Annotated in this window: 18 protein-coding genes and 1 pseudogene; 16 read left to right on the top strand and 3 right to left on the bottom strand. The window is 73.9% G+C overall.

The features are described 5' to 3' along the window. A pseudogene (locus tag C5N14_RS03825) lies at positions 1-460 on the top strand (transcription termination factor Rho); the annotation flags it as partial. Between the two features lie 807 nt (positions 461-1,267). Beyond that, positions 1,268-4,111 (top strand): phosphodiester glycosidase family protein, encoded by a 2,844-nt coding sequence (locus tag C5N14_RS03830; RefSeq protein WP_371685796.1) that lies wholly within the window; start codon positions 1,268-1,270, stop codon positions 4,109-4,111. 61 nt (positions 4,112-4,172) lie between these two features. Here the strand turns inward: C5N14_RS03830 and C5N14_RS03835 are convergent, their stop codons facing one another. Beyond that, positions 4,173-5,108, bottom strand: a complete 936-nt coding sequence (locus C5N14_RS03835) for an AAA family ATPase (protein WP_117665557.1) — start codon at positions 5,106-5,108, stop codon at positions 4,173-4,175. 319 nt (positions 5,109-5,427) lie between these two features. On the opposite strand from C5N14_RS03835, the gene rpmE reads away from it, so the two are divergent. Both rpmE and prfA read left to right on the top strand, forming a co-directional pair. Further along, the gene (gene rpmE, locus C5N14_RS03840) at positions 5,428-5,652 is read left to right on the top strand and encodes a 50S ribosomal protein L31 (protein WP_117665559.1); all 225 of its coding nucleotides are present in this window, start codon (positions 5,428-5,430) and stop codon (positions 5,650-5,652) included. Between the two features lie 117 nt (positions 5,653-5,769). Then, positions 5,770-6,858, top strand: coding sequence for a peptide chain release factor 1 (gene prfA, locus C5N14_RS03845; RefSeq protein WP_117665561.1), 1,089 nt, complete (start codon positions 5,770-5,772; stop codon positions 6,856-6,858). Positions 6,859-6,875: 17 nt separating this feature from the next. Here the strand turns inward: prfA and C5N14_RS03850 are convergent, their stop codons facing one another. Then, on the bottom strand, positions 6,876-8,426 hold the full coding sequence (locus tag C5N14_RS03850; protein ID WP_117665563.1) for a GGDEF domain-containing protein: 1,551 nt from the start codon (positions 8,424-8,426) through the stop codon (positions 6,876-6,878). Positions 8,427-8,499: 73 nt separating this feature from the next. Between C5N14_RS03850 and C5N14_RS03855 the strand changes: the two genes are divergently transcribed. The 4 genes from C5N14_RS03855 (at position 8,500) to C5N14_RS03870 (ending at position 13,174) form a co-directional block, all read left to right on the top strand. Next, entirely contained in the window at positions 8,500-9,597 is a 1,098-nt protein-coding gene (locus tag C5N14_RS03855; RefSeq protein ID WP_243639128.1) for a HemK/PrmC family methyltransferase, read from the top strand. Continuing rightward, a complete protein-coding gene (locus C5N14_RS03860; protein WP_371685794.1) occupies positions 9,576-10,241 on the top strand; it encodes an L-threonylcarbamoyladenylate synthase in 666 nt (221 codons plus the stop codon). Before C5N14_RS03855 ends, C5N14_RS03860 begins: the two co-directional genes overlap by 22 nt. Next, positions 10,242-10,853 (top strand): phosphotyrosine protein phosphatase, encoded by a 612-nt coding sequence (locus C5N14_RS03865; protein ID WP_117665567.1) that lies wholly within the window; start codon positions 10,242-10,244, stop codon positions 10,851-10,853. Positions 10,854-11,056: 203 nt separating this feature from the next. Beyond that, positions 11,057-13,174: a transglycosylase domain-containing protein gene (locus C5N14_RS03870; RefSeq protein ID WP_117665569.1), complete on the top strand. Its 2,118-nt coding sequence runs from the start codon at positions 11,057-11,059 to the stop codon at positions 13,172-13,174. Between the two features lie 118 nt (positions 13,175-13,292). Here C5N14_RS03870 and C5N14_RS03875 read toward each other — a convergent pair whose 3' ends face one another. Beyond that, positions 13,293-14,783, bottom strand: coding sequence for an SDR family oxidoreductase (locus tag C5N14_RS03875; protein ID WP_117665571.1), 1,491 nt, complete (start codon positions 14,781-14,783; stop codon positions 13,293-13,295). A 35-nt stretch (positions 14,784-14,818) separates the two neighbouring features. On the opposite strand from C5N14_RS03875, the gene glyA reads away from it, so the two are divergent. The 8 genes from glyA to atpA all read left to right on the top strand — a co-directional run bounded on the left by glyA (position 14,819) and on the right by atpA (position 21,199). Then, complete coding sequence (gene glyA, locus C5N14_RS03880; protein WP_207892609.1) at positions 14,819-16,108, top strand: serine hydroxymethyltransferase; 1,290 nt, start codon at positions 14,819-14,821, stop codon at positions 16,106-16,108. Then, entirely contained in the window at positions 16,101-16,532 is a 432-nt protein-coding gene (locus C5N14_RS03885; RefSeq protein ID WP_117665575.1) for a hypothetical protein, read from the top strand. The genes glyA and C5N14_RS03885 overlap by 8 nt, the downstream gene beginning before the upstream one ends. A 181-nt stretch (positions 16,533-16,713) precedes the next feature. After that, positions 16,714-16,950, top strand: a complete 237-nt coding sequence (locus C5N14_RS03890) for an AtpZ/AtpI family protein (protein ID WP_117665629.1) — start codon at positions 16,714-16,716, stop codon at positions 16,948-16,950. An 11-nt stretch (positions 16,951-16,961) separates the two neighbouring features. Continuing rightward, positions 16,962-17,759 (top strand): F0F1 ATP synthase subunit A, encoded by a 798-nt coding sequence (gene atpB, locus C5N14_RS03895; RefSeq protein WP_117665577.1) that lies wholly within the window; start codon positions 16,962-16,964, stop codon positions 17,757-17,759. 67 nt (positions 17,760-17,826) lie between these two features. Beyond that, positions 17,827-18,063: an ATP synthase F0 subunit C gene (locus tag C5N14_RS03900; protein WP_117665579.1), complete on the top strand. Its 237-nt coding sequence runs from the start codon at positions 17,827-17,829 to the stop codon at positions 18,061-18,063. 30 nt (positions 18,064-18,093) lie between these two features. After that, on the top strand, positions 18,094-18,633 hold the full coding sequence (locus C5N14_RS03905) for a F0F1 ATP synthase subunit B (RefSeq protein ID WP_117665581.1): 540 nt from the start codon (positions 18,094-18,096) through the stop codon (positions 18,631-18,633). Further along, the gene (locus tag C5N14_RS03910; protein WP_117665583.1) at positions 18,633-19,454 is read left to right on the top strand and encodes a F0F1 ATP synthase subunit delta; all 822 of its coding nucleotides are present in this window, start codon (positions 18,633-18,635) and stop codon (positions 19,452-19,454) included. Before C5N14_RS03905 ends, C5N14_RS03910 begins: the two co-directional genes overlap by 1 nt. 104 nt (positions 19,455-19,558) lie before the next feature. Next, positions 19,559-21,199 (top strand): F0F1 ATP synthase subunit alpha, encoded by a 1,641-nt coding sequence (gene atpA / locus C5N14_RS03915; protein ID WP_117665585.1) that lies wholly within the window; start codon positions 19,559-19,561, stop codon positions 21,197-21,199. Positions 21,200-21,202 lie beyond the last annotated feature (3 nt).

The raw sequence follows: 21,202 nt of genomic DNA on the forward strand, positions 1-21,202 counted from the left end.
TCGGTCGTACAACCTGGCGGCGCCGGCCTCGGGCCGGATCATGTCGGGTGGTATCGACTCCACCGCGCTCTACCCGCCGAAGCGGTTCCTGGGTGCGGCCCGCAACATCGAGAACGGCGGCTCGCTGACCATCCTCGCCACCGCGCTGGTGGAGACCGGTTCCATGGCGGACACGGTCATCTTCGAGGAGTTCAAGGGCACCGGCAACGCGGAGCTGAAGCTGGACCGGAAGATCGCCGACAAGCGGACCTTCCCGGCCATCGACATCCACCCGTCCGGCACCCGCAAGGAGGAGATCCTGCTCGCGCCGGAGGAGCTGGCCATCATCCACAAGCTCCGCAAGGTCCTGCACTCGCTGGACTCGCAGGCGGCGCTGGACCTGCTGCTGGACCGGCTCAAGCAGTCCCGGACCAACATCGAGTTCCTGATGCAGATCGCGAAGTCCACGCCGGGAGAGTGACCGGCGGGGGCTGACGGAAGGGCACGGCCGCTCCCGGCCGTGCCCTTCCGCGTCGTCGGGGCAGGTCGCCGGGCCTGCCGGGGCGTGAAGTTTTCCTTCAGTTAAGCCGTTGGGTATTGAAACTTCTGTTCACCGTCGGGTTGACTGGCGTCCATGCGCACCCGCAGTCGATCCGCTCACCTCGCCGGCGTCCTGCTGCTGACGCCGCTACTCACCCTGACCGGCCCCGCGCCGGCCACGGCCGGACCGCCCCCGGCCCCGGCCGCCGAGACCGCCGCCGAGGACGCCCCCCGCGCCTCGTCCGCCCCCGCCGACGCGGTCGCGCTCGCCAGTGACCCGGCTGCGGCCAGCGCCGCCACCCGCGCCGCCAGCGGCGTCGAGCCGGCCGGCGGCCTGGAGACCGTCAAGACCGTCCGGCCGGTCGCCCCCGGCCTCGACCTGACCTCCTTCGACCGGTACGACGCCGACGGCTGGTTGCGCGCCGACGCGCTGACCGCCGACCTCACCGGCGGGGTCACCGTGGACTACGTCAACTCCGGCGAGGTGGCGAAGGCCGAGCCGCTGCGCGGCGCGGTGGACCGGTCCCGGGCCGTCGCCGCCGTCAACGGCGACTTCTTCGACATCAACAACTCCGGGGCGGCCCAGGGGATCGGGGTACGCGGCGGGGAACTGGTCCAGTCGCCCGTCGCCGGGCACACCAACGCCGTCGCGATCAGCGCCGACGGCCTCGGCCGGGTGATCCAGGTGAACTTCGACGGCACCGCCACCCTGCCCACCGGCCCGGTGCCGCTGACCCAGTTCAACAACATGGTGCAGACGAACGGGATCGGCCTGTTCACCCCGCTCTGGGGAACGTACCCCCGGGAACGTGCGGTGGCGGGGGCGCAGCGCGTCGCCGAGGTGACCGTGGTCGACGGTCGGGTCGCGACGGTGACCACGGCGGCGGGCGCCGGCCCGATCCCCGCCGGCACCACCGTGCTGCTCGGCCGGGACACCGGCGCGGACGCCCTCGCCGGCCTGCGGCCGGGCGACGCGGTGAGCGTGGCGTACCGGCCGAAGGCCTCCGACGACGGCACCCTGCGCGCGGCGGTCGGCGGCGGCAACGTGCTGGTCCGCGACGGGGCGGTGCAGAGCATCGCCGACGCCTCCCTGGCGCCGCGCACCGCGGTCGGCTTCACCGCCGACGGCAAGCGCATGATCATGCTCACCGTGGACGGCCGGCAGGTGGACAGCCGGGGCGTCACCCAGACCGAGATGGGCCGGATGATGGCCGAGCTGGGCGCGTGGACCGCGCTCAACCTCGACGGCGGCGGCTCCTCGACCCTGCTGGCCCGCCGCCCCGGCGAGGCGACCGTCGAGGTGGCGAACAGCCCGTCCGACGGCGCCGAGCGCGCCGTGCCCAACGGCCTGGCCATCTACGCGCCGAAGGGCAGCGGCCGGCTCACCGGCTACTGGCTGCGCACCACCAGCGACCCCACCGCCGCGCCAGGAGTCGCCCCGGTCCGGGGCGGCCGGCCCGACCGGGTCTTCCCCGGCCTCACCCGCCGGCTCACCGCCACCGGCCACGACGAGACGTACGGCCCGGCGGCCGGTGCCCCGGCGTGGCGGGCGAACCCGGCCGCACACGGGAAGGTCACCGGCGACGGGATCTTCCGGGCCGGGGTGCCCGGCCGCAGCACCGTCACCGCCTGGCGGGGCGGGGCCAGCGGCCGGCTCGACCTCACGGTGCTCGGCCCGCTGGCCCGGATCGACGCCACGACCGACCGGGTCGGCCTGAACCGGGCCGGCGACGCCGCCCTGTTCGGCGTCGTCGGCTACGACGCCGAGGGCAACACCGCCCCGATCGAGCCCGCCGACCTGCGGCTCGACTACGACCGGAGCCTGCTCGACGTCACCCCCACCGAGGACGGCAACCTCTCGGTGAAGGCGGTCGCCGACAGCGGCTCCGCCCTGGTCACCGTGCGCGTCGGGGCCTGGACCACCGTGCTGCCGGTCACCGTCGGGCTCACCGACGTCCCGGTGGCCACCTTCGACGACGCGGCGTCCTGGAAGTTCAGCCAGGCCCGGGCCAGCGGCTCCGTCGCCCCGGCGCCGGGCCACACCGGCACCGGCCTGAGGATGTCGTACGACTTCAGCCAGTCCACCGGCACCCGGGCCGCGTACGCCGACCCGCCGGCCTGGATCGAGGTGCCCGGCCAGCCGCAGGCGTTCGGCATGTGGATCAACGGCAACGGCACGGGGGAGTGGCCCAGCCTGCACCTGCACGACGCCCAGGACACCCAGCACGTGCTGCGCGGACCGCTGATCACCTGGACCGGCTGGCGGTACGTCGAGTTCGCCGTTCCGGCCGGCGTGCAGTACCCCGTGCGGGTGCGCCGGTTCTACGTGGCGGAGACCAACGCCGCCGCCCAGTACACCAGTGAGATCGTCGTCGACGACCTGGTGGCCAAGGTGCCGCCGACCCTCGACGTGCCGGCCGAGACGCCGCGCACCGACCGGGTGGTGCTGCGCGACGGCACCGTCGACGGGGCGCCCTGGCGCTTCGCGGTGATGTCCGACGCCCAGTTCGTCGCCGCCGCCCCGGACAGCGAGCTGGTCGCCCAGGCCCGCCGCACGCTGCGCGAGGTCCGGGCCGCCAAGCCGGACTTCCTGGTGATCAACGGGGACTTCGTGGACACCGCGTACCCGGCGGACTTCGCCCTGGCGAGGCGGATCCTCGACGAGGAGTTGGGCGGCGAGCTGCCCTACTACTACGTCCCCGGCAACCACGAGATCATGGGCGCCCCGATCGGCAACTTCACCGCCGCGTTCGGGGCCACCTCCAGGGTCTTCGACCACGCCGGCACCCGGTTCGTCACGCTGAACACGTCCGCCGGGTCGCTGCGGGGCAGCGGTTTCGGCCAGGTCGAGCTGCTGCGCGCCACCCTCGACCGGGCCGCCGCCGACGCCAGCGTCGGCTCGGTGGCCGTGCTGTTCCACCACCCGCCGCGCGACCCCAGCCCGGCCAAGGCCAGCCAGCTCGGCGACCGCAAGGAGGCGGCGCTGGTCGAGCAGTGGCTCGCCGACTTCCAGCACCGCACCGGCAAGGGCGCGCTCGTGGTCAACGGCCACGTCGGCACGTTCCACGCCGACCGGGTCGACGGGGTGCCGTACGTGGTCAACGGCAACGCGGGCAAGGACCCGTCCACCCCGGCGCAGCTCGGCGGCTTCACCGGCTGGACGGAGTTCGGCGTCGACCCGGTCACCCCGGCCGAGGCCGAGCGGGCCCGCCGCGACCCGCTCGCCGAGGGCCCCCGCTGGGTGTCCGCCGAGTTCCACGCCCACGTCGACCGGCTCGCGCTGACCGCGCCGGAGACGGTGCCGGTGGGCGCCCCGGCCCGGGTCACCGCGACGCTCACCCAGCCGAGCGGGCGGGTCGTGCCGGTGGCCGCCCCGGTCAGCGCGGACTGGTCCGCCTCGCCGAGCGTCCACGTCGGACCGGCCGGCGGGCTGCGGCCCTGGCACGTGGCCCGGTTCGACCCGGCCACGGGCGAGCTGACGGCGCTGCGTCCGGGTGCGACGGTCCGGCTCGCGGTGACGGTCAACGGCGTCCGCGCCGAGGCCACCGTCACCCTCACCCGGGCCGCCGCCGCCCAGCGTCCCGCCGCCTGAGCCGTACGGGAGGCCCCTGCCGGCGGCGGCAGGGGCCTCCCCGCGCGACCTGGAGGACGGCTCAGAAGTCGCCCTCGGCGACCTGGAAGACGGTGAGCCCGAGGGAGCGCCACATCCGAACCACCTGCATCCGGTCGTCGAAGACGCCGACCACCCGGTAGCGGCCCTCGATCTCGCGTTCGTAGATCTCCTGCTTGACCACGGAGTCCCGGCGGGCGTCGCCGACGGCCCGCAGGTGCAGCGCCAGGTAGGGCACCCGCACGTGGCGGGCCAGCCAGGCGACCGTGTCGGCCCGGGCGGAGGCGTCCCGGCCGGAGCAGAAGACCACCCCGTACCCGGCGGCGTGCATCGCCCGGACCGCCGCGACCACCGCCTCGTTCGGCACGTCCTCGGCCACCCGGGTCATGTCGTACGGGCTGCGGGAGACGTGCAGCGCCACCGTCCCGTCGAGGTCGACCAGGACGATCTCCGGGGGCTCGGCCGGTGCGCCGCCCCGGCGCGCCGGGGCGCCGGGGGTGACCTCGGGGACCGGCAGCGGCAGCGGGCGGTTCGCCAGGAAGCGGTCGTGCAGCCGGCGGATCGCCGCCTCGCCCACCCGGTCGACCGCCGGCCGCGCGGCGTCCCGGCGCAGGCACTCGTCGAGGGGTACGTCGGTGAAGTCGTGCACCTCGAAGCCGGCCCCGCAGTCGGCGGCCAGCCGGGCCCAGTCCCGCAGGGTCCGGGCCCGCAGGTTGGTGTCGTCCACGCACACGCTCACCCGGCCCCGCAGCAGCGCCTCCACCTGGGCCCGCTGGGCCCGGGTGACCTGGGCCTCCGCCCACTGGGTGAAGAGTCGCTCGCCGTGCAGCATCCGGCGCAGGTCGTCCCGGTTCACCCGGACCACCGACGGTTGCAGGGTGCGGGCGAAGGTGGTCTTGCCCGAGGCGGGCAGCCCCCGGGTGGCGACCAGTCGGGGCGGAACCCCCGTCCCGGGCGGTTCCTGGGGCGAATCGGACACCAGCCCACCGTACGCCCGGCCGCACCCGCCCGCCGCCCGCTCCCCGGGCGACCGGCCGCGGGCGGGGTTCCCCTCCGCGGGGGTGTCGCGCCAAGGGCCCGCCGGCGCCGGACTGCGGGGCGGCGGGGCGGGAATGCGGCAGGATACCGGCACGTTGACGAAGCCGGACCTGCTGTGCGGCCCGCCTGAGGGACCGGCTCACGCCCATGGCACACTGGTCAGTCGGCCACCGGTTCCGGTTCACGCCCGAGCCCGGCGCGCACCACGCGTCGGGGCCGCACGGCGACCCGGCGACCACCCACGAAAGGACCGAGGCGACATGAAGTCCAACATCCACCCGGAGTACACGACCACCGAGGTCAGCTGCTCCTGCGGCAGCACCTTCACGACCCGCAGCACCGCCAAGGGCGGTTCCATCCACGTCGAGACCTGCAGCGCCTGCCACCCGTTCTACACCGGTAAGCAGCGCGTCCTCGACACGGCCGGCCGGGTCGCCAAGTTCCAGCAGAAGTACGCCAAGGTTCAGGCCAAGAAGGCCAAGTAGCTCCCGTTCGGCGCCCGCGTCCGGCTTCCTGCCGGGCGCGGGCGCTGTCCGTATCGCCCCCGTCTGTCCGGCCGACCGTCCCCGGCCGGTCCTCGTCGTCGAAGGAGCACCCCGAGCATGAGCAGCGAACGGCTGGCCGCCCTCCTCGACGAGTACGCCGAGCTGGAGAAGCGCCTCGCGGACCCGGCCATCCACGCCGACCAGGGCACCGCCCGCCGGGTCGGCCGCCGGTACGCCGAGCTGGTCCCGCTGCGCAAGGCGGCCGGGGAACTGGAGCAGGCCCGCGCCGACCTGGTCGCCGCGAAGGAGTTGGCCGCCGAGGACCCGTCCTTCGCCACCGAGGCGGAGTCGATCGCGGCCACCCTGCCGGCGCTGGAGCAACGCCTCGCCGAACTGCTGATCCCGCGCGACCCGCACGACGCCAAGGACGTGATCGTCGAGATCAAGGCCGGCGAGGGCGGCGAGGAGTCCGCCCTGTTCGCCGGTGACCTGCTGCGCATGTACACCCGCTACGCCGAGCGGCGCGGCTGGCTCACCGAGGTGCTCGACGCGCAGGACTCCGATCTGGGCGGGGTGAAGGACGTCTCGCTGGCGATCAAGACCAAGGGTGTCCCGGAGGGCGGCAACGGGGTCTGGTCCCGGCTCAAGTGGGAGGGCGGCGTGCACCGGGTGCAGCGCGTCCCGGTCACCGAGTCGCAGGGGCGGATCCACACCAGTGCCGCCGGCGTCCTGGTGCTGCCCGAGGCCGAGGACGTGGACGTCGTCATCGACTCGAACGACCTGCGGATCGACGTGTTCCGCTCGTCCGGGCCGGGTGGGCAGTCGGTTAACACCACCGACTCGGCGGTGCGGATCACCCACGTGCCGACCGGGATCGTGGTCTCCTGTCAGAACGAGAAGTCCCAGCTCCAGAACCGGGAGCAGGCGATGCGCATCCTGCGGGCCCGGCTACTGGCCGCCGCCCAGGAGCAGGCCGACGCCGCCGCCTCGGACGCCCGCAAGGCACAGGTGCGCACGATGGACCGTTCGGAGCGGATCCGCACGTACAACTTCCCGCAGAACCGGATCACCGACCACCGGATCGGCTACACGGCGTACAACCTCGACCTGACCCTCGCCGGTGAGCTGGACGGCGTGCTGGACGCCCTCGCCGAGGCCGACCGCGCCGCCCGGCTGGCCGGCGACACCGAGCTGACCCGCCGCTGACCGACCCCGGGAGAGGGTCAGGAGGCGCGGGGGCGGGTCTTTGCGGCGAGCATCTCCCGGTCGGCGGTCTCGAACGCCGTGCCGAGCGCGTCGCGCAGACCCGGGCCGGAGCCGGTGACCTCGGCGAAGCCGATGCTGACCCCGACCGGGGCGCCGGGCACCAGGGACTCCCAGTCCTCCGTGCGCACCGCCGCCTCGATCCGGCGGGCCACCTCGGCCGCCTCGGCCATGCCGGCGCCCGACAGCACCACCACGAACTCGTCGCCGCCGTAGCGGGCCACGAAGTCACCCCGGCGCATCACCCGGTTGATCACCCCTGCGACGCGCTGGAGGACCAGGTCGCCGGAGTGGTGGCCGTGCCGGGTGTTGACCGCCTTGAAGCCGTCCAGGTCGCAGACGCCGATCACCACCCGTTCGCCGCGGGCCACCACCGCCGCGATGTAGCGCTCCAGCCGGCGCCGGTTGGGCAGCCCGGTCAGCGGGTCGGTGAGCGCCTCGCCCTCGTACCGGGCGGCCTCGCGGCGCATCTCCTCGTGGTCGATCCGGGCGGCGATGCCATCGATGTAGACGTCCCGCAGCCGGTCGTTGCGCTGCGCGGCGAGCCGGAACGCGTGCCGGTCGGCCCGGTGCGCCGCCGGGTGGTCGCCGGCCCGCGCGTACGCGATGCTGCGCAGCCGCGCCGGCTCGGCCGCGCCGAGGGTCTCGTGGGAGACCCGGGCGTTGTCCAGCCGGGTGACCGCCTCGATCGGGTTGCCGGCCGCGACGGCCAGGCACACCTGGCCGAGCTGACGCAGGTCGCGGGCCCGGGCGCTGTCCCCGCCGTGGGCGAGCAGCCGGGTCGGGTCCGCGTCGGTGCCGGTCTCCACCCGGTCGCCCAGCGCGGCCCGCCGGGCGGCGGCGTAGCCGTACGCGGCGAGGCTGCTCGGCCGAAGCTGGCCGGCCCGCTCGCCGCGCAGGAACCGGCCCAGGTCGGAGGCGACGTCCCGGAGCACCCGCAGACAGCCGTCGCTGTCGCCGTTGTGGTCGAGGGCCACCGCGTTGCGCAGCCGGATCCCGGGGGCGGCGAAGGTCTCCTCGGGGATGCCGGCGGCGACCCCGAGCTGGCGGGCGCGTTCGATGGCACCGAGGGCGTACCCGTGGAAGCTCAGGTACGAGTAGGCCATCGCCAGGTCGTGCCAGCCCCACGCGGTGTCCCGGTCCGGGTCGTCCACCGCGCCGAGCGCCCGCGCCGCCTTGACCAGGTGGGTGACGCACCGGTCGAGCGCCCCCTGGTGGTGGGCGGCGAGCGCGGCCAGGGCGTTGACGTGCCCGTGCAGGTAGGGCTCGGGCAGGTCCCGGACGGCGTTGGACGCCTCCTCGATGGCCCGGGTGAACTCGGCGGTGCGACCGAGATTGATCAACGCGGAGAGGCGCTGCACCAGCGCGTCCGCCCGGACATATGGGTTGGCGGTGCTGTGGACCACCCCGTCGAGCAGTACGCACGCCTCGGCGGAGCGGTCCACCTCCTGCAGGTCGCGGGCCCGGGTGAGGACGTCAACCTGGTCGTTGACCCGGTCGAGCCAGCCCACCCGCGACCTCCCTGTCGGTGTGCGCCGACGCACCAGCTCGTGGTGCGTTCCGGCGACGCTTCATGATTATGTCGTGACCTTCCTCCCGCAACACCCGTCCGAAGGGTCAGAACGGCTTCGGCCCTCGGTGGCGGTGGCCCGCGCCGCGCGGACCCTCGCCGCGGCGGGCGTCGAGGCGGCCCGCGCCGAGGCCGAGCTGCTCGCCGCGCACGTGCTGGGCGTACCCCGGGGGCGGCTGGCGCTGGCCGCCGGCCTCACCGCCGGCCAGCTCGACCGGTACGCCGCCCTGGTCGCCCGGCGGGCGGCCCGGGAGCCGTTGCAGCACCTCACCGGCAGCGCCGGCTTCCGGCACCTGGAGCTGGCGGTCGGGCCGGGCGTCTTCGTGCCCAGACCGGAGACCGAGCTGTTGGCCGGCTGGGGCGTCGACCAGGCCCGGCTTCGGCCCGGGGGTGCCCCGTCGCCCGCCGAGCCGGGGTGCGCCGAGTCACCGGCGGCCGGTACCGCCGCGCGGGCCGAGCCGCCGGCCGCCGGGGCTGCCGAGGGGGACGCTGCGGCCGAGGCCGCCCTCGGCGGGCCGCTGGTGGTCGACCTGTGCAGCGGCTCGGGGGCGATCGCGCTGGCGGTCGCCCAGGAGGCTCCCGCTGCCCGGGTGGTGGCGGTGGAGCGGTCGCCGGCCGCGCTGGCCTGGCTGCGCCGCAACGCCGCCGACCGGGTCGCCGCCGGGGACCGGCCGGTCGAGGTGGTGGCCGCCGACGTCACCGACCCGGAGCTGCTGTCCGGGCTCACCGGGCGGGTGGACGTGCTGCTGTGCAACCCGCCGTACGTGCCGCGCGCGGTGCTCGTCCCGCCGGAGGTGGCGGCGCACGACCCCGACGAGGCGGTCTTCGGCGGGGCGGACGGGCTGGACGTGATCCGGCCGGTGCTCGCCCGGGCCGCCGAGCTGCTGCGCCCCGGCGGGGTGCTCGGGGTCGAGCACGACGACACGCACGGGGCGGTGGTGCCGGCGCTGCTCGCCGCCGACGGCCGGTACGAGGCGGTCGAGGAGCATCGGGACTTGGCCGGGCGGCCCCGGTTCGCCACCGCCCGCCGCCGCCGGGAGGCCGTGCCCGTGGGACCTGGTCACGCCGAGGAGGCCGGCGGGGCCCGGGCGTGGCAGACTGGCTCCTCGTGATGCTCTACGACTGCCGGTCGCCCGCCGACCGGGACCGCGGCATCGCCGCTGCCATCGAGGCTGTTAAGAACGGCGAGCTGGTCGTCCTGCCGACGGACACGGTCTACGGGATCGGCGCCGACGCCTTCACGCCGTACGCGGTGAAGGCCCTCTCGGACGCCAAGGGTGGCAGCCGGCAGGCCCCGCCGGTGCTGATCGGGTCCCGGCACACCCTCGACGGGCTGGTCTTCACGCTGCCCCGGTCGGCCCGCGACCTGGTCGAGGCGTTCTGGCCGGGCGCGCTGACCATCGTGGTGGAGCACTCGCCGAGCCTGTCGTGGGACCTGGGCGACGACAGCGGCACGGTCGCCGTGCGGATGCCGCTGCATCCGGTGGCCCTGGAGGTGCTGCGGGAGACCGGCCCGATGGCGGTGGTGTCGGCCAACAAGGTCGGTCAGCCGGCGGCGGTCACCGCCGAGGCGGCCCGGGAGCAGCTCGGCTACACCGTCCGGGCGTACCTGGAGGCGGGGCCCTGCCCGGATCCGGTGCCGAGCACCATCGTCGACCTCACCGGCGACGTGCCCCGGGTGCTGCGCGCCGGGGCGATCCCGTTCAAGAAGCTGCGGGACGTCGTGCCCGACATCGTCGAGAGCCGGGTGGGCTGAGTGCCGCCGTTCACCGTCCTGCACGTCTGCATGGGCAACATCTGTCGCTCGCCGATGGCGGAGCGGCTGCTGGCGCTGGCTGTCCGCGAGCGGCTGACCCGGCGCGGCGCCGACCTGGCCGGCGCGGACGGGCTGCTGCACAGCCACAGCGCCGGCACCGGCGGCTGGCACGCGGGGGAGGAGATGAACCCGCCGGCCGCCCGGCAGGTGGTCTCCCGGGGCGGTGCCGCGGCCGGCTTCGCCGCCCGCAAGCTGCGCTCCGACCAGATCGACGCCGCCGACCTGGTCCTCACCGCCACCGCCGACCAGCAGGAGTACGTGGTGGCGCTGCGCCCCGACGCCGCCGCCCGCACCTTCGTGCTCGGCGAGTTCGGCCGGCTGTTGGCGGCGGTGGACGCCGCCGCGCTGCCGGCCGCCGAGGCCAGCCCGGACGCGGTGTACACGCGCGGGGTGGCCCTGGTCGCCGCCGTGCACGCGGCCCGGCAGGGCGCGTCCCCGCTGCACACCGACGACCTCGACGACCCGTGGGGGCGGGGCGACCAGTGCTTCAGCCGGGTGGCCGACGAGATCGAGGAGACCGTCCACCCGCTGGCCGCCGTCCTGCTGCCCTGACGCCCGGCCACCCCGTACCGCCGCCCGGTCCCGGCCGGGCCGGCCGTCCCGCGCGGCCGGCCGGTCGTCCCGCGCGTCCCGCGGCGCGTCGCGTGTCTTTCTCGCGAAACTCGTCCCCCTTTGGGGAAAAGCGGGGGTGCCTGGTGGGTTCCAGGTCATTCTGAACGAGTCCGCACGCTGACCGGCTCCTGCGGGGAGAGCTGATGATCCGGGTTCGTCGTCTCGACAAGCTGATGACCATCGTGATTGCCGGGGTGCTCGCCGGACTGGCGCTGGCCGTGGCCGCCCTGCCGGCCGCCCTGGTCCTCGGGATCGGCGTGCGGGGGCTCACCGAGCCCTGGCCCGAGCTGCCCGCGTCGCTGAGCACGCCGCCCACGGCCCAGCGTTCCACCCTCTACGCCAACGACGGCACCACCCTGATCACCTCGTTCTACACCGAGGACCGGGTGGACGTGCCGCTGAGCCGGGTGGCGCCGGTGATGCGCCAGGCCATCGTCGCCGCCGAGGACGTCCGCTTCTACCAGCACCCGGGCGTCGACGCGCGCGGCGTGGTCCGGGCGTTCACCGCCAACCAGCGTGACGGCACCCGGCAGGGCGCGTCCACGCTGACCATGCAGTACGTCCGCAACGTGCTGGCCGGCGACCCGGCGCTCACCGAGGAGCAGCGGGCCAAGGCCACCGAGATCACCGTCTCCCGCAAGCTCAAGGAGATGCGGTACGCCCTGGCGCTGGAACGAAAGCTGAGCAAGGACCAGATCCTCGCCGGCTACCTCAACATCGCCTACTTCGGCGCCGGGGCGTACGGGGTGGCCGCCGCCAGCAAGCGGTACTTCTCCAAGCAGCCGGCGGCGCTCACGCTGGCCGAGGCCGCCCTGCTCGCCGGGCTGGTCCGCTCGCCGAACACCGACGACCCGATTAACGGCGACGCCGACGCGGCGTTGCTCCGCCGGGCGTACGTGCTGGACCGGCTGGTCGAGACCGGCCAGGTCGCGCCCGACGTGGCCGCGGCGGCGAAGGCCGAGCCGCTGCTGCTGAAGCCCAGCACGACGCCGAACGACTGCACGGCCGTCCCCGAGGAGCACGCCGACTGGGGCTTCTTCTGCGACTGGTTCACCAGTTGGTGGAACGAGCAGCCGGCCTTCGGCGCCACCGTCGACGAGCGGCAGCGCACCCTGCGCCGGGGCGGCTTCCGGATCGTCACCTCGTTCGACCCGGCCGTCCAGCAGACCGCCAGCGCGCAGGTGCGGAAGGTGTACGACGTCGACGACCGCCGCGTCGCGCCGACCGCCGTGGTGCAGCCGGGCACCGGCCGGGTCCTGGCCCTGGCGGTCAACCGGAACTACAGCATGGCCGACAACCCGGCGGGCTGGACGAACCGCCCGAACACGGTGAACCAGCTCGTCGCCGGTGGTGGGACGATCGTCGGCTACCAGGCCGGCTCGACGTTCAAGATGTTCACCATGCTCGCCGCGCTGGAGGCCGGCCTGCCGCTGGACACCGGATTCGACGCGCCGGCCCGCATCGTCACCCGCTTCGAGGTCGGCGGCGGCTCGGCCAACTGCGGCGGCCGGTGGTGCCCGGTGAACGCCGACCCGCTCGGGATGGACGGCTACCGGACCATGTGGGACGCCTTCGGCCGGTCGGTCAACACCTACTTCGCCTGGTTGACCGAACGGGTCGGCGCGGACCGGGTGGTGGAGATGGCCGAGCGGCTCGGCATCCGGTTCCGCGCCGAGGACGACGCCCGGCTGGCCCGGTACGGCGCGCGGGACTGGGGGCCGTTCACCCTGGGGGTTACCGCCACCACCCCGCTCGACCTGGCCGGGGCGTACGCGGCGGTGGCCGCGGAGGGCCGGTGGTGCGCGCCCACGCCGGTGTTGTCGATCACCGACAGCGGTGGCCGGCCGGCCACCGCCGGTGGCCCGGACTGCCGGCAGGTGCTCGACGTCGACGTGGCCCGGGGCGCGGCGGACGCCGCCCGCTGCCCGGTCGGCGACCAGTCGATGTACCAACGCTGCTCCGGCGGCACCGCCTCCGACCTGCGCGCCGACCTGGGCCGGCCGGTGGCCGGCAAGACCGGCAGCTCGGACGGGAACGGGACGGAGACCGTCGTGGCCTTCACCCCGCAGCTCGCCGTCGCCTCGATCGCGGCGAACCCCGACGATCCGCGCGACGCGGTGGGCGCGGCGGTCCAGGCCCGCCTGGTCGACGTGGTCGGCACGGTCCTCTACGACGCGCTGCGCGGCGAGCCGGTCCGCGACTTCGTCCCGCCCGGCGAGTCGGTCGCCCTCCGCGTCACGGGCGCCCGCACCGGCAACTGACCCCCGCGATCATGGAGCCGTGGCGCCCCGCACAAGCCGCATGACGGGTGAAACGGGCACCACGGCTCCATGATCGACGCGGTGCGGGTGGGTCAGGGGTGGGTGGGTGGGTGGTGGGTCAGGGGTGGGGGTGGGGGTGGGGGTGGGGGTGGGGGTGTTCGGCGTGGTGAGCGATGTTGCGGGCCATGCCGCCGAAGACGATCGCGTGGAACGGGAAGACCGCGCCCCAGTAGGCGTGGCCGGCCAGGCCCCTCGGGAGGAAGACCGCGCGCTGGACGTAGCTGCTCGCGCCGGCCTCGCCGGGCTCGACGCGCATCTCCAGCCAGGCCCGGCCGGGCAGCCGCATCTCGGCGCGCAGCCGCAGCAGCTTGCCCGGGAGGACCTCCTCGACCCGCCAGAAGTCCAGCGCCTCGCCGACCCGGAGGCGGTGCGGGTCGCGCCGGCCCCGGCGCAGCCCCACCCCGCCGATCAGCCGGTCCAGCCAGCCGCGCGCCGACCAGGCCAGCGGGAACGAGTACCAGCCGTGCTCGCCGCCGATGCCCTCGACCACCCGCCACAGCGCGTCCGGCGGGGCGGCCACGGCCCGCTGCCGTACGTCGGTGTAGACCGTGCCGCCGGACCACCGCGGGTCGCTGGGCAGCGGCTCGGCCGGGGCGTCCGGCCCGCTCGCGGTCGACCACCGGGTCTCCACCTCGGCGTCGCGGACCTTCGCCAGCGCCAGCCTGACGGCCTCGTCGAAGCCGGTCAGCCCGCCCGGCGGGTCGGCCACGTACCCCGCGATGTCGTGCTCGTGGGTCACGGCCTCCTGGACCAGGCTCTCCACCAGCGGCCGGGCGATGGCGTTCGGCACCGGCGTGATCAGCCCGACCCAGTACGAGGAGAGCGACGGGGTCAGCGGGCGCACCGGCAGGACGAGCCGCCGGGGCAGCCCGGCCACCCGGGCGTAGCGCTGCATCATGTCCTCGAAGGTGAGCACGTCCGGGCCGCCGACGTCGAAGGCCCGGTTCACCTCCGGCGGCAGCGTGGCGCAGCCGACCAGGTAGCGCAGCACGTCCCGGACGGCGATCGGCTGGATCCGGTTGCGCACCCAGCGCGGGGTCACCATCGCCGGCAGCCGCTCGGTGAGATGACGCAGCATCTCGAACGACGCCGAGCCGGACCCGATGATCACCGCCGCCCGGAGCACCGCCGTGGGCACCCCGCCGGCCAGCAGGATCCGCGCCACCTCCGCCCGGGACCGCAGGTGCGGCGACGGGACGCCGCCGTCGGCCCTCGGCTCCGGCCCGCCCAGGTAGACGATCCGGCGTACGCCCGCGACGCGGGCCGCGTCGGCGAAGTGGGCCGCCGCCTCCCGGTCGGCCGCCTCGAAGCCGGCCTGGCCGAGCGAGTGCACCAGGTAGTACGCGACGTCCACGCCGGCGAGCGCGGCCGGCAGGGTCTCCGGTTTCCGCAGGTCGCCCTCGGCGATCTCGGCCCGCGCCGCCCACGGCACGTCGCGCAGCCGGCCGGCCCGGCGGGCCAGGCAGCGCACGGTGTGCCCCTCCGCCAGCAGCCGGGGCGCGAGCCGTCCGCCGATGTACCCGGTCGCACCGGTGACGAGGCATCTCACGGCCTCCAGTGTGCGGCCCCATAGACTCCTGCGTTGTGGAGAACGCGAGGAGCACCTTCTGGGGGCCGGACTTCGAGCAGCTCAGCGCCACCGACCCGGAGATCGCCGGGGTGGTGCTCGGCGAGCTGGACCGGCTGCGCGGCGGCCTGCAACTGATCGCCAGCGAGAACCTGACCTCACCGGCGGTGCTGGCCGCGCTGGGCTCGACGCTCACCAACAAGTACGCCGAGGGGTACCCGGGCCGGCGCTACTACGGCGGCTGCGCCGAGGTGGACCGGGCCGAGGAGATCGGCGTCGCCCGGGCGAAGGAGCTGTTCGGGGCCGAGCACGCCAACCTCCAGCCGCACTCCGGCGCGAGCGCCAACCTGGCCGCGTACGCCGCCCTGGTGCAGCCGGGGGACACCGTGCTGGCGATGGACCTGCCGCACGGCGGGCACCTGACCCACGGCAGCCGGGTGAACTTCTCCGGCAAGTGGTTCGCCACGGTCGGCTACCGGGTCCGCCCGGACACCGAGCTGATCGACTACGACGAGGTGCGTGACCTGGCCCTCGCCCACCGGCCAAAGATGATCATCTGTGGGGCGACCGCGTACCCCCGGCTGATCGACTTCGCCCGGTTCCGGGAGATCGCCGACGAGGTGGGCGCGTATCTGATGGTGGACGCCGCGCACTTCATCGGCCTGGTCGCCGGCGGTGCCGTGCCGTCCCCGGTGCCGTACGCCGACGTCGTCTGCGCCACCACCCACAAGGTGCTGCGCGGGCCGCGCGGCGGCATGATCCTCAGCCGGGAGCCGCTGGCCCAGCGGGTCGACAAGGCGGTCTTCCCGTTCACCCAGGGCGGGCCGCTGATGCACGCCGTCGCGGCCAAGGCGGTCGCCCTGCGCGAGGCCGCCCAGCCCGAGTTCCGCGCGTACGCCGCCCAGGTGGTGGACAACGCCCGGGCGCTCGCCGCCGGGCTCGCCGCGGAGGGGATGCGGCCGGTCTCCGGCGGCACCGACACCCACCTCGCCCTGGTCGACCTGCGCGAGGTCGGGGTGACCGGCGCGGAGGCCGAGGCGCGCTGCGAGGCCGCCGGCATCACCCTGAACAAGAACGCGATCCCGTACGACCCGCAGAAGCCGATGGTCGCCTCCGGTGTCCGGGTGGGCACCCCGAGCGTCACCACCCAGGGCATGCGGGAGCCGGAGCTGCGCCAGGTCGCGGCGCTGGTCGCCCGCGCGGTGCGCACCGACCCCGGCGCCCCCGGCGGCGCCGACACCCTCGCCGGGATCGCCGGCGAGGTCGCCGAGCTGGTCGCCGCCTTCCCGGCGTACCCCCGTGGCTGAGCGCGGGGTGGACGCGGCGAACGCGGTGCAGGACCGCGGCTGGCGGCTGCGCCACCTGCCGGTGCTGCTGGCGGCCTCCGCCGTGGTGGCGGCGCTCGGCGCGGTGGCCGGTGGTGTCCTCGGCGGCGCCGACGCGGCGCTCGGCGTGGCCGCCGGGGTGGCCGTCACCGTGGTCAGCTACAGCCTCACCACCGTGGTGCTGGCCTGGGCGGACGCCCGGAACCCGCAGCTCGTGCTGCCGTTCGGGCTCGGCCTCTACGCCGCCAAGTTCACCCTCCTGGGGGGCGTGATGGTGGCGGTCGCGTCGACGGGCTGGGCCGGGCTGATCCCGCTCTGCCTCGGGATCGGCGCCGGCGTGGTGGTCTGGACCGGCGCGCACATCTGGTGGCTCAGCACCGTCCACTCGCGCCGGACCAGGGGCTGACCCCCCAACGTCCCACTTCTCGGTACGACGCGCGAATGTGTCCGACACCGGTCATTCTCTCGGTGGCGGAAGGGGAGTAGCGTGCCAACAGACGAACTGCCCGCCCGATGCCCACACAACTACGGTTGTGCGGGGGGTGAGGCACAGCCTCGTATTCCCGACTGATATCGTTCGCCCCGTCATGGCTGGTGACCAAACTCCTCGACCCAGCGGCGGCCCGGACGACACTCCGACCGGTGCCGGCCAGGGTTGGACCGCGCTCTCATACCTCATCGGGGGCATGCTCGTCTGGGGTTTCATCGGCTGGCTGGTCGACCAGTGGCTCGACACCGGCGGCATCGCCACCGGGATCGGCGTCGTGCTCGGCATGGCCGGGGGGATCATCCTGGTCGTCCGCCGACTCGGCACGCCTACTTAGGAAGGGACGCGGTGTTCGGACAGGCGAACGTCCTGGCACAGGGCGAGGCAGCATTCCCACCCAGCGTGGAGGACTTCTACCTGCCCAGCATCCTCCCCTGGGGTGCGCACGACTCGTACTGGTTCACCAAGATCACGGCCATGGTCTGGATCGCCGTCGGCATCCTGATCATCTTCTTCCTGGTCACGTACCGGAAGCCGCAGCTCGTGCCGACGAAGAAGCAGTGGCTCGCCGAGTCGATCTACGGCTTCGTGCGGAACAACATCGCCGTCGACATGATCGGGCACGCGGGGGTGCGGTTCGCGCCGTACTTCACCACGCTGTTCTGCTTCGTCCTGCTGACGAACTTCTTCGCGATCCTTCCGTTCTTCCAGATCTCGCCGAACTCGCACATCGCGTTCCCGGCCTTCCTGGCCCTGATCAGCTACCTGCTGTTCAACTACATCGGCATCCGGCACCACGGCTTCGTGAAGTACTTCAAGAACTCCCTGATCCCGCCGGCGCCGTGGTACATCCTGCCGCTGCTGATCCCGATCGAGCTCTTCTCGACCTTCCTGGTCCGGCCGTTCTCGCTGGCCGTCCGTCTCTTCGCGAACATGTTCGCCGGCCACATGCTCCTGCTGGTCTTCACGCTCGGCGGGTTCGCGATGCTCAGCGCCAACGCCTGGCTGGCCCCGGTCTCGGTGCTGTCCTGGGTGATGACCATCGCGCTCACCTTCCTCGAGTTCCTGGTGATCTGCCTCCAGGCCTACGTCTTCACGGTGCTCAGCGCCAGCTACGTGCAGGGCGCGCTCGCCGACGAGCACTGATCCATCTCGCACCACCCGTTGTCGTCCCGCGTGACCGTCACGCGTGATAACCAGGAGGAACCCACTAATGGACATCTACGCCGCGGTAGAGGGCAGCACCGCCGCCATCGGCTACGGTCTCGCGGCCATCGGCCCGGGCATCGGTGTCGGCCTGGTCTTCGCCGCCTACATCCAGTCGACGGCCCGCCAGCCGGAGTCGTCGAAGATGACCCTGCCGTACGTCTGGATCGGCTTCGCCGTCATCGAGGCGCTCGCGCTGCTGGGCATCGCGTTCGGCTTCATCTGGCAGGGCACGCTCTCCTAATCCCGCCCCCCTTCGACCGGGAGGTCTTCCATGTTCTTCCTCGCCGCTGAGGGTGGTGAGTCGACGCACAACCCGATCATCCCGATCTGGCAGGAGATCGTGGTTGGGTCCGTCGCCTTCGCCGTGCTCTGCTTCGTGCTGATGAAGTTCGTCTTCCCCCGCATGGAGCAGACGTTCCAGGCCCGGGTCGACGCGATCGAGGGTGGCATCAAGCGCGCCGAGGCCGCCCAGGCCGAGGCCAACCAGCTCCTCGACCAGTACCGCGCGCAGCTCGCCGAGGCGCGCACCGACGCCGCCCGGATCCGGGACGACGCCCGGGCCGACGCCGACGGCATCCGCCAGGACATCCTCGCCAAGGCGCGGGAGGAGTCCGACCGGATCATCGCGGCCGGCAAGGAGCAGCTCGCCGCCGAGCGGGCCACCATCGTGCGCGAGCTGCGCACGGAGGTCGGCACGATCGCGGTCGACCTGGCCAGCAAGATCGTCGGCGAGTCGCTGGCCGACGAGGCCCGCCGCAAGGGCACCGTCGACCGGTTCCTCAGCGGCCTCGAGAGCACGGGGGCCCGCTGATGCAGGCCGCCAGCCGGGAGTCGTACCGGGCCGCGACCGAGCGCCTGGCGGCGTACGCGCGGGGTGCGGAGCCGTCGGCGGTGGCCGCCACCGCCGACGACCTGCTCGCCGTCGCCGGCCTGCTGGGGCGCGAGCCGCGGCTGCGCCGGGCGCTGTCCGACCCGGCCCGGCCGGGCGCTGACCGCGCCGCGCTGCTCGGCGACATGCTCCGGGGGAAGGTCGGCGCGGACGCGCTCGACCTGCTCTCCGGGCTGGTGTCCGGCCGGTGGTCGGCGCCGTCGGAGCTGCTCGACGGCACCGAGCGGCTGGGCGTGGAGGCGCTGCTGGCCAGCGCCGACGCGGCCGGTGAGCTGGGCGAGATCGAGGACGAGCTGTTCCGCTTCGGCCAGGTGGTCGCCGGCCAGCCCGCGCTCTCCGCGGCGCTGTCCGACCCGGTCGCCCCGGTCGAGCAGCGGGCCGCGCTGGCCCGCGAGCTGTTGGCCGGCAAGTCCAGCCCGACCACCGTCCGCCTCGTCGAGGTGGCGCTGGGCGGGTTCGGCGGGCGGTCCTTCACCGGTTCGGTCACCCGGCTGGTCGAGCTCACCGCCGACCGGCGGGACCGGCAGGTCGCGTACGTGACCGTGGCGGCCCCGTTGAGTGACGAGGACGAGCACCGCCTCGGTGCCCGCCTCTCCGCGATGTACGGTCGAGAGGTTTCCGTCAAGCAGGCGGTCGACCCCTCGGTTCTCGGTGGCGCCAGCGTCCGGGTCGGTCCCGACCTGTACGACGGCACCGTCCTGCGCCGCCTCAACGAGACCCGCAACGCGCTCGCGAAGCGCTGACCGGCACCCGCTGGCACACCCCGCGAAGCGCCTGGATTGACAGACGCCATTCGGACCGGTCGGTACTAGGTATCCCGGGCCCCTGATACTTAAGGAAGCAGAGGATGGCCGAGCTGACCATCTCGACGGAGGAGATCCGCGGCGCCCTGGAGCGCTACGTCTCCTCCTATTCGCCCGACGTCTCCCGCGAGGAGGTCGGCACCGTCGCCGACACCGGTGACGGCATCGCCCACGTCGAGGGTCTCCCCTCGACCATGACCAACGAGCTCCTGGAGTTCGAGGACGGCACGCTCGGCGTGGCGCTGAACCTCGACGTCCGGGAGATCGGTGTCGTCGTTCTCGGTGACTCCGCGAAGCTCGAAGAGGGTCAGCGCGTCAAGCGCACCGGCCGGGTGCTCTCCGTGCCGGTCGGCGACGCCTTCCTCGGCCGCGTGGTCAACGCGCTCGGCCAGCCGATCGACGGCCTCGGCGACATCGCCAACGAGGGCTTCCGCGAGCTGGAGCTCCAGGCCCCGAACGTGATGGCCCGGCAGTCCGTGGACGAGCCGCTGCAGACCGGTATCAAGGCGATCGACGCCATGACCCCGATCGGCCGGGGCCAGCGGCAGCTGATCATCGGTGACCGGAAGACCGGCAAGACCACGGTCGCGCTGGACACCATCCTCAACCAGCGGGACAACTGGCGCTCCGGCGACCCGAAGAAGCAGGTCCGCTGCATCTACGTCGCCATCGGCCAGAAGGCCTCCACGATCGCCTCGATCAAGGGCATCCTGGAGGAGGCGGGCGCGCTGGAGTACACCACCATCGTCGCCTCCCCGGCGTCCGACCCGGCCGGCTTCAAGTACCTGGCCCCGTACACCGGCTCGTCCATCGGGCAGCACTGGATGTACGGCGGCAAGCACGTCCTGATCGTCTTCGACGACCTGAGCAAGCAGGCCGAGGCGTACCGGGCCGTGTCGCTGCTGCTGCGCCGCCCGCCGGGCCGCGAGGCGTACCCGGGTGACGTCTTCTACCTGCACTCCCGGCTGCTGGAGCGCTGCGCGAAGCTCTCCGACGAGCTGGGCGGCGGCTCGATGACCGGCCTGCCGATCATCGAGACGAAGGCCAACGACATCTCGGCCTTCATCCCGACCAACGTCATCTCCATCACCGACGGCCAGATCTTCCTGGAGACCGACCTGTTCAACCAGGGCGTCCGGCCGGCGATCAACGTCGGCACCTCGGTCTCCCGGGTCGGCGGCGCCGCCCAGGTGAAGCCGATGAAGAAGGTCGCCGGCTCGCTGCGGCTGAACCTGGCCCAGTTCCGTGAGCTGGAGGCGTTCGCCGCCTTCGCCTCCGACCTGGACAAGGCATCCCGGGCCCAGCTGGACCGCGGTTCCCGCCTGGTCGAGCTGCTCAAGCAGCCGAACTACTCGCCGTTCCCGGTGCAGGATCAGGTCGTCTCGGTCTGGGCCGGCACCGAGGGCAAGCTGGACGACATCCCCGTCGGCGAGGTGCGCCGCTTCGAGGGCGAGTTCCTCCAGTACCTGCGGCACAAGCACGAGGGCGTCCTCGCGGCGATCGCCGACAACAAGTGGGACGACGAGCTGATCGCCTCCCTCGACCAGGCGATCGTGAGCTTCAAGCAGATGTTCCTGGGCAAGGAGGACGAGCCCCGGATCAACGAGGCCCCGGCCAAGCCGCTGGAGGGCGAGGAGAACCGCGAGACGGTGACCCGCTACCGCGACAACGCCGAGAAGCAGTAGGGC

Source organism: Micromonospora sp. MW-13, assembly GCF_003434305.1.
Classification (GTDB): domain Bacteria; phylum Actinomycetota; class Actinomycetes; order Mycobacteriales; family Micromonosporaceae; genus Micromonospora.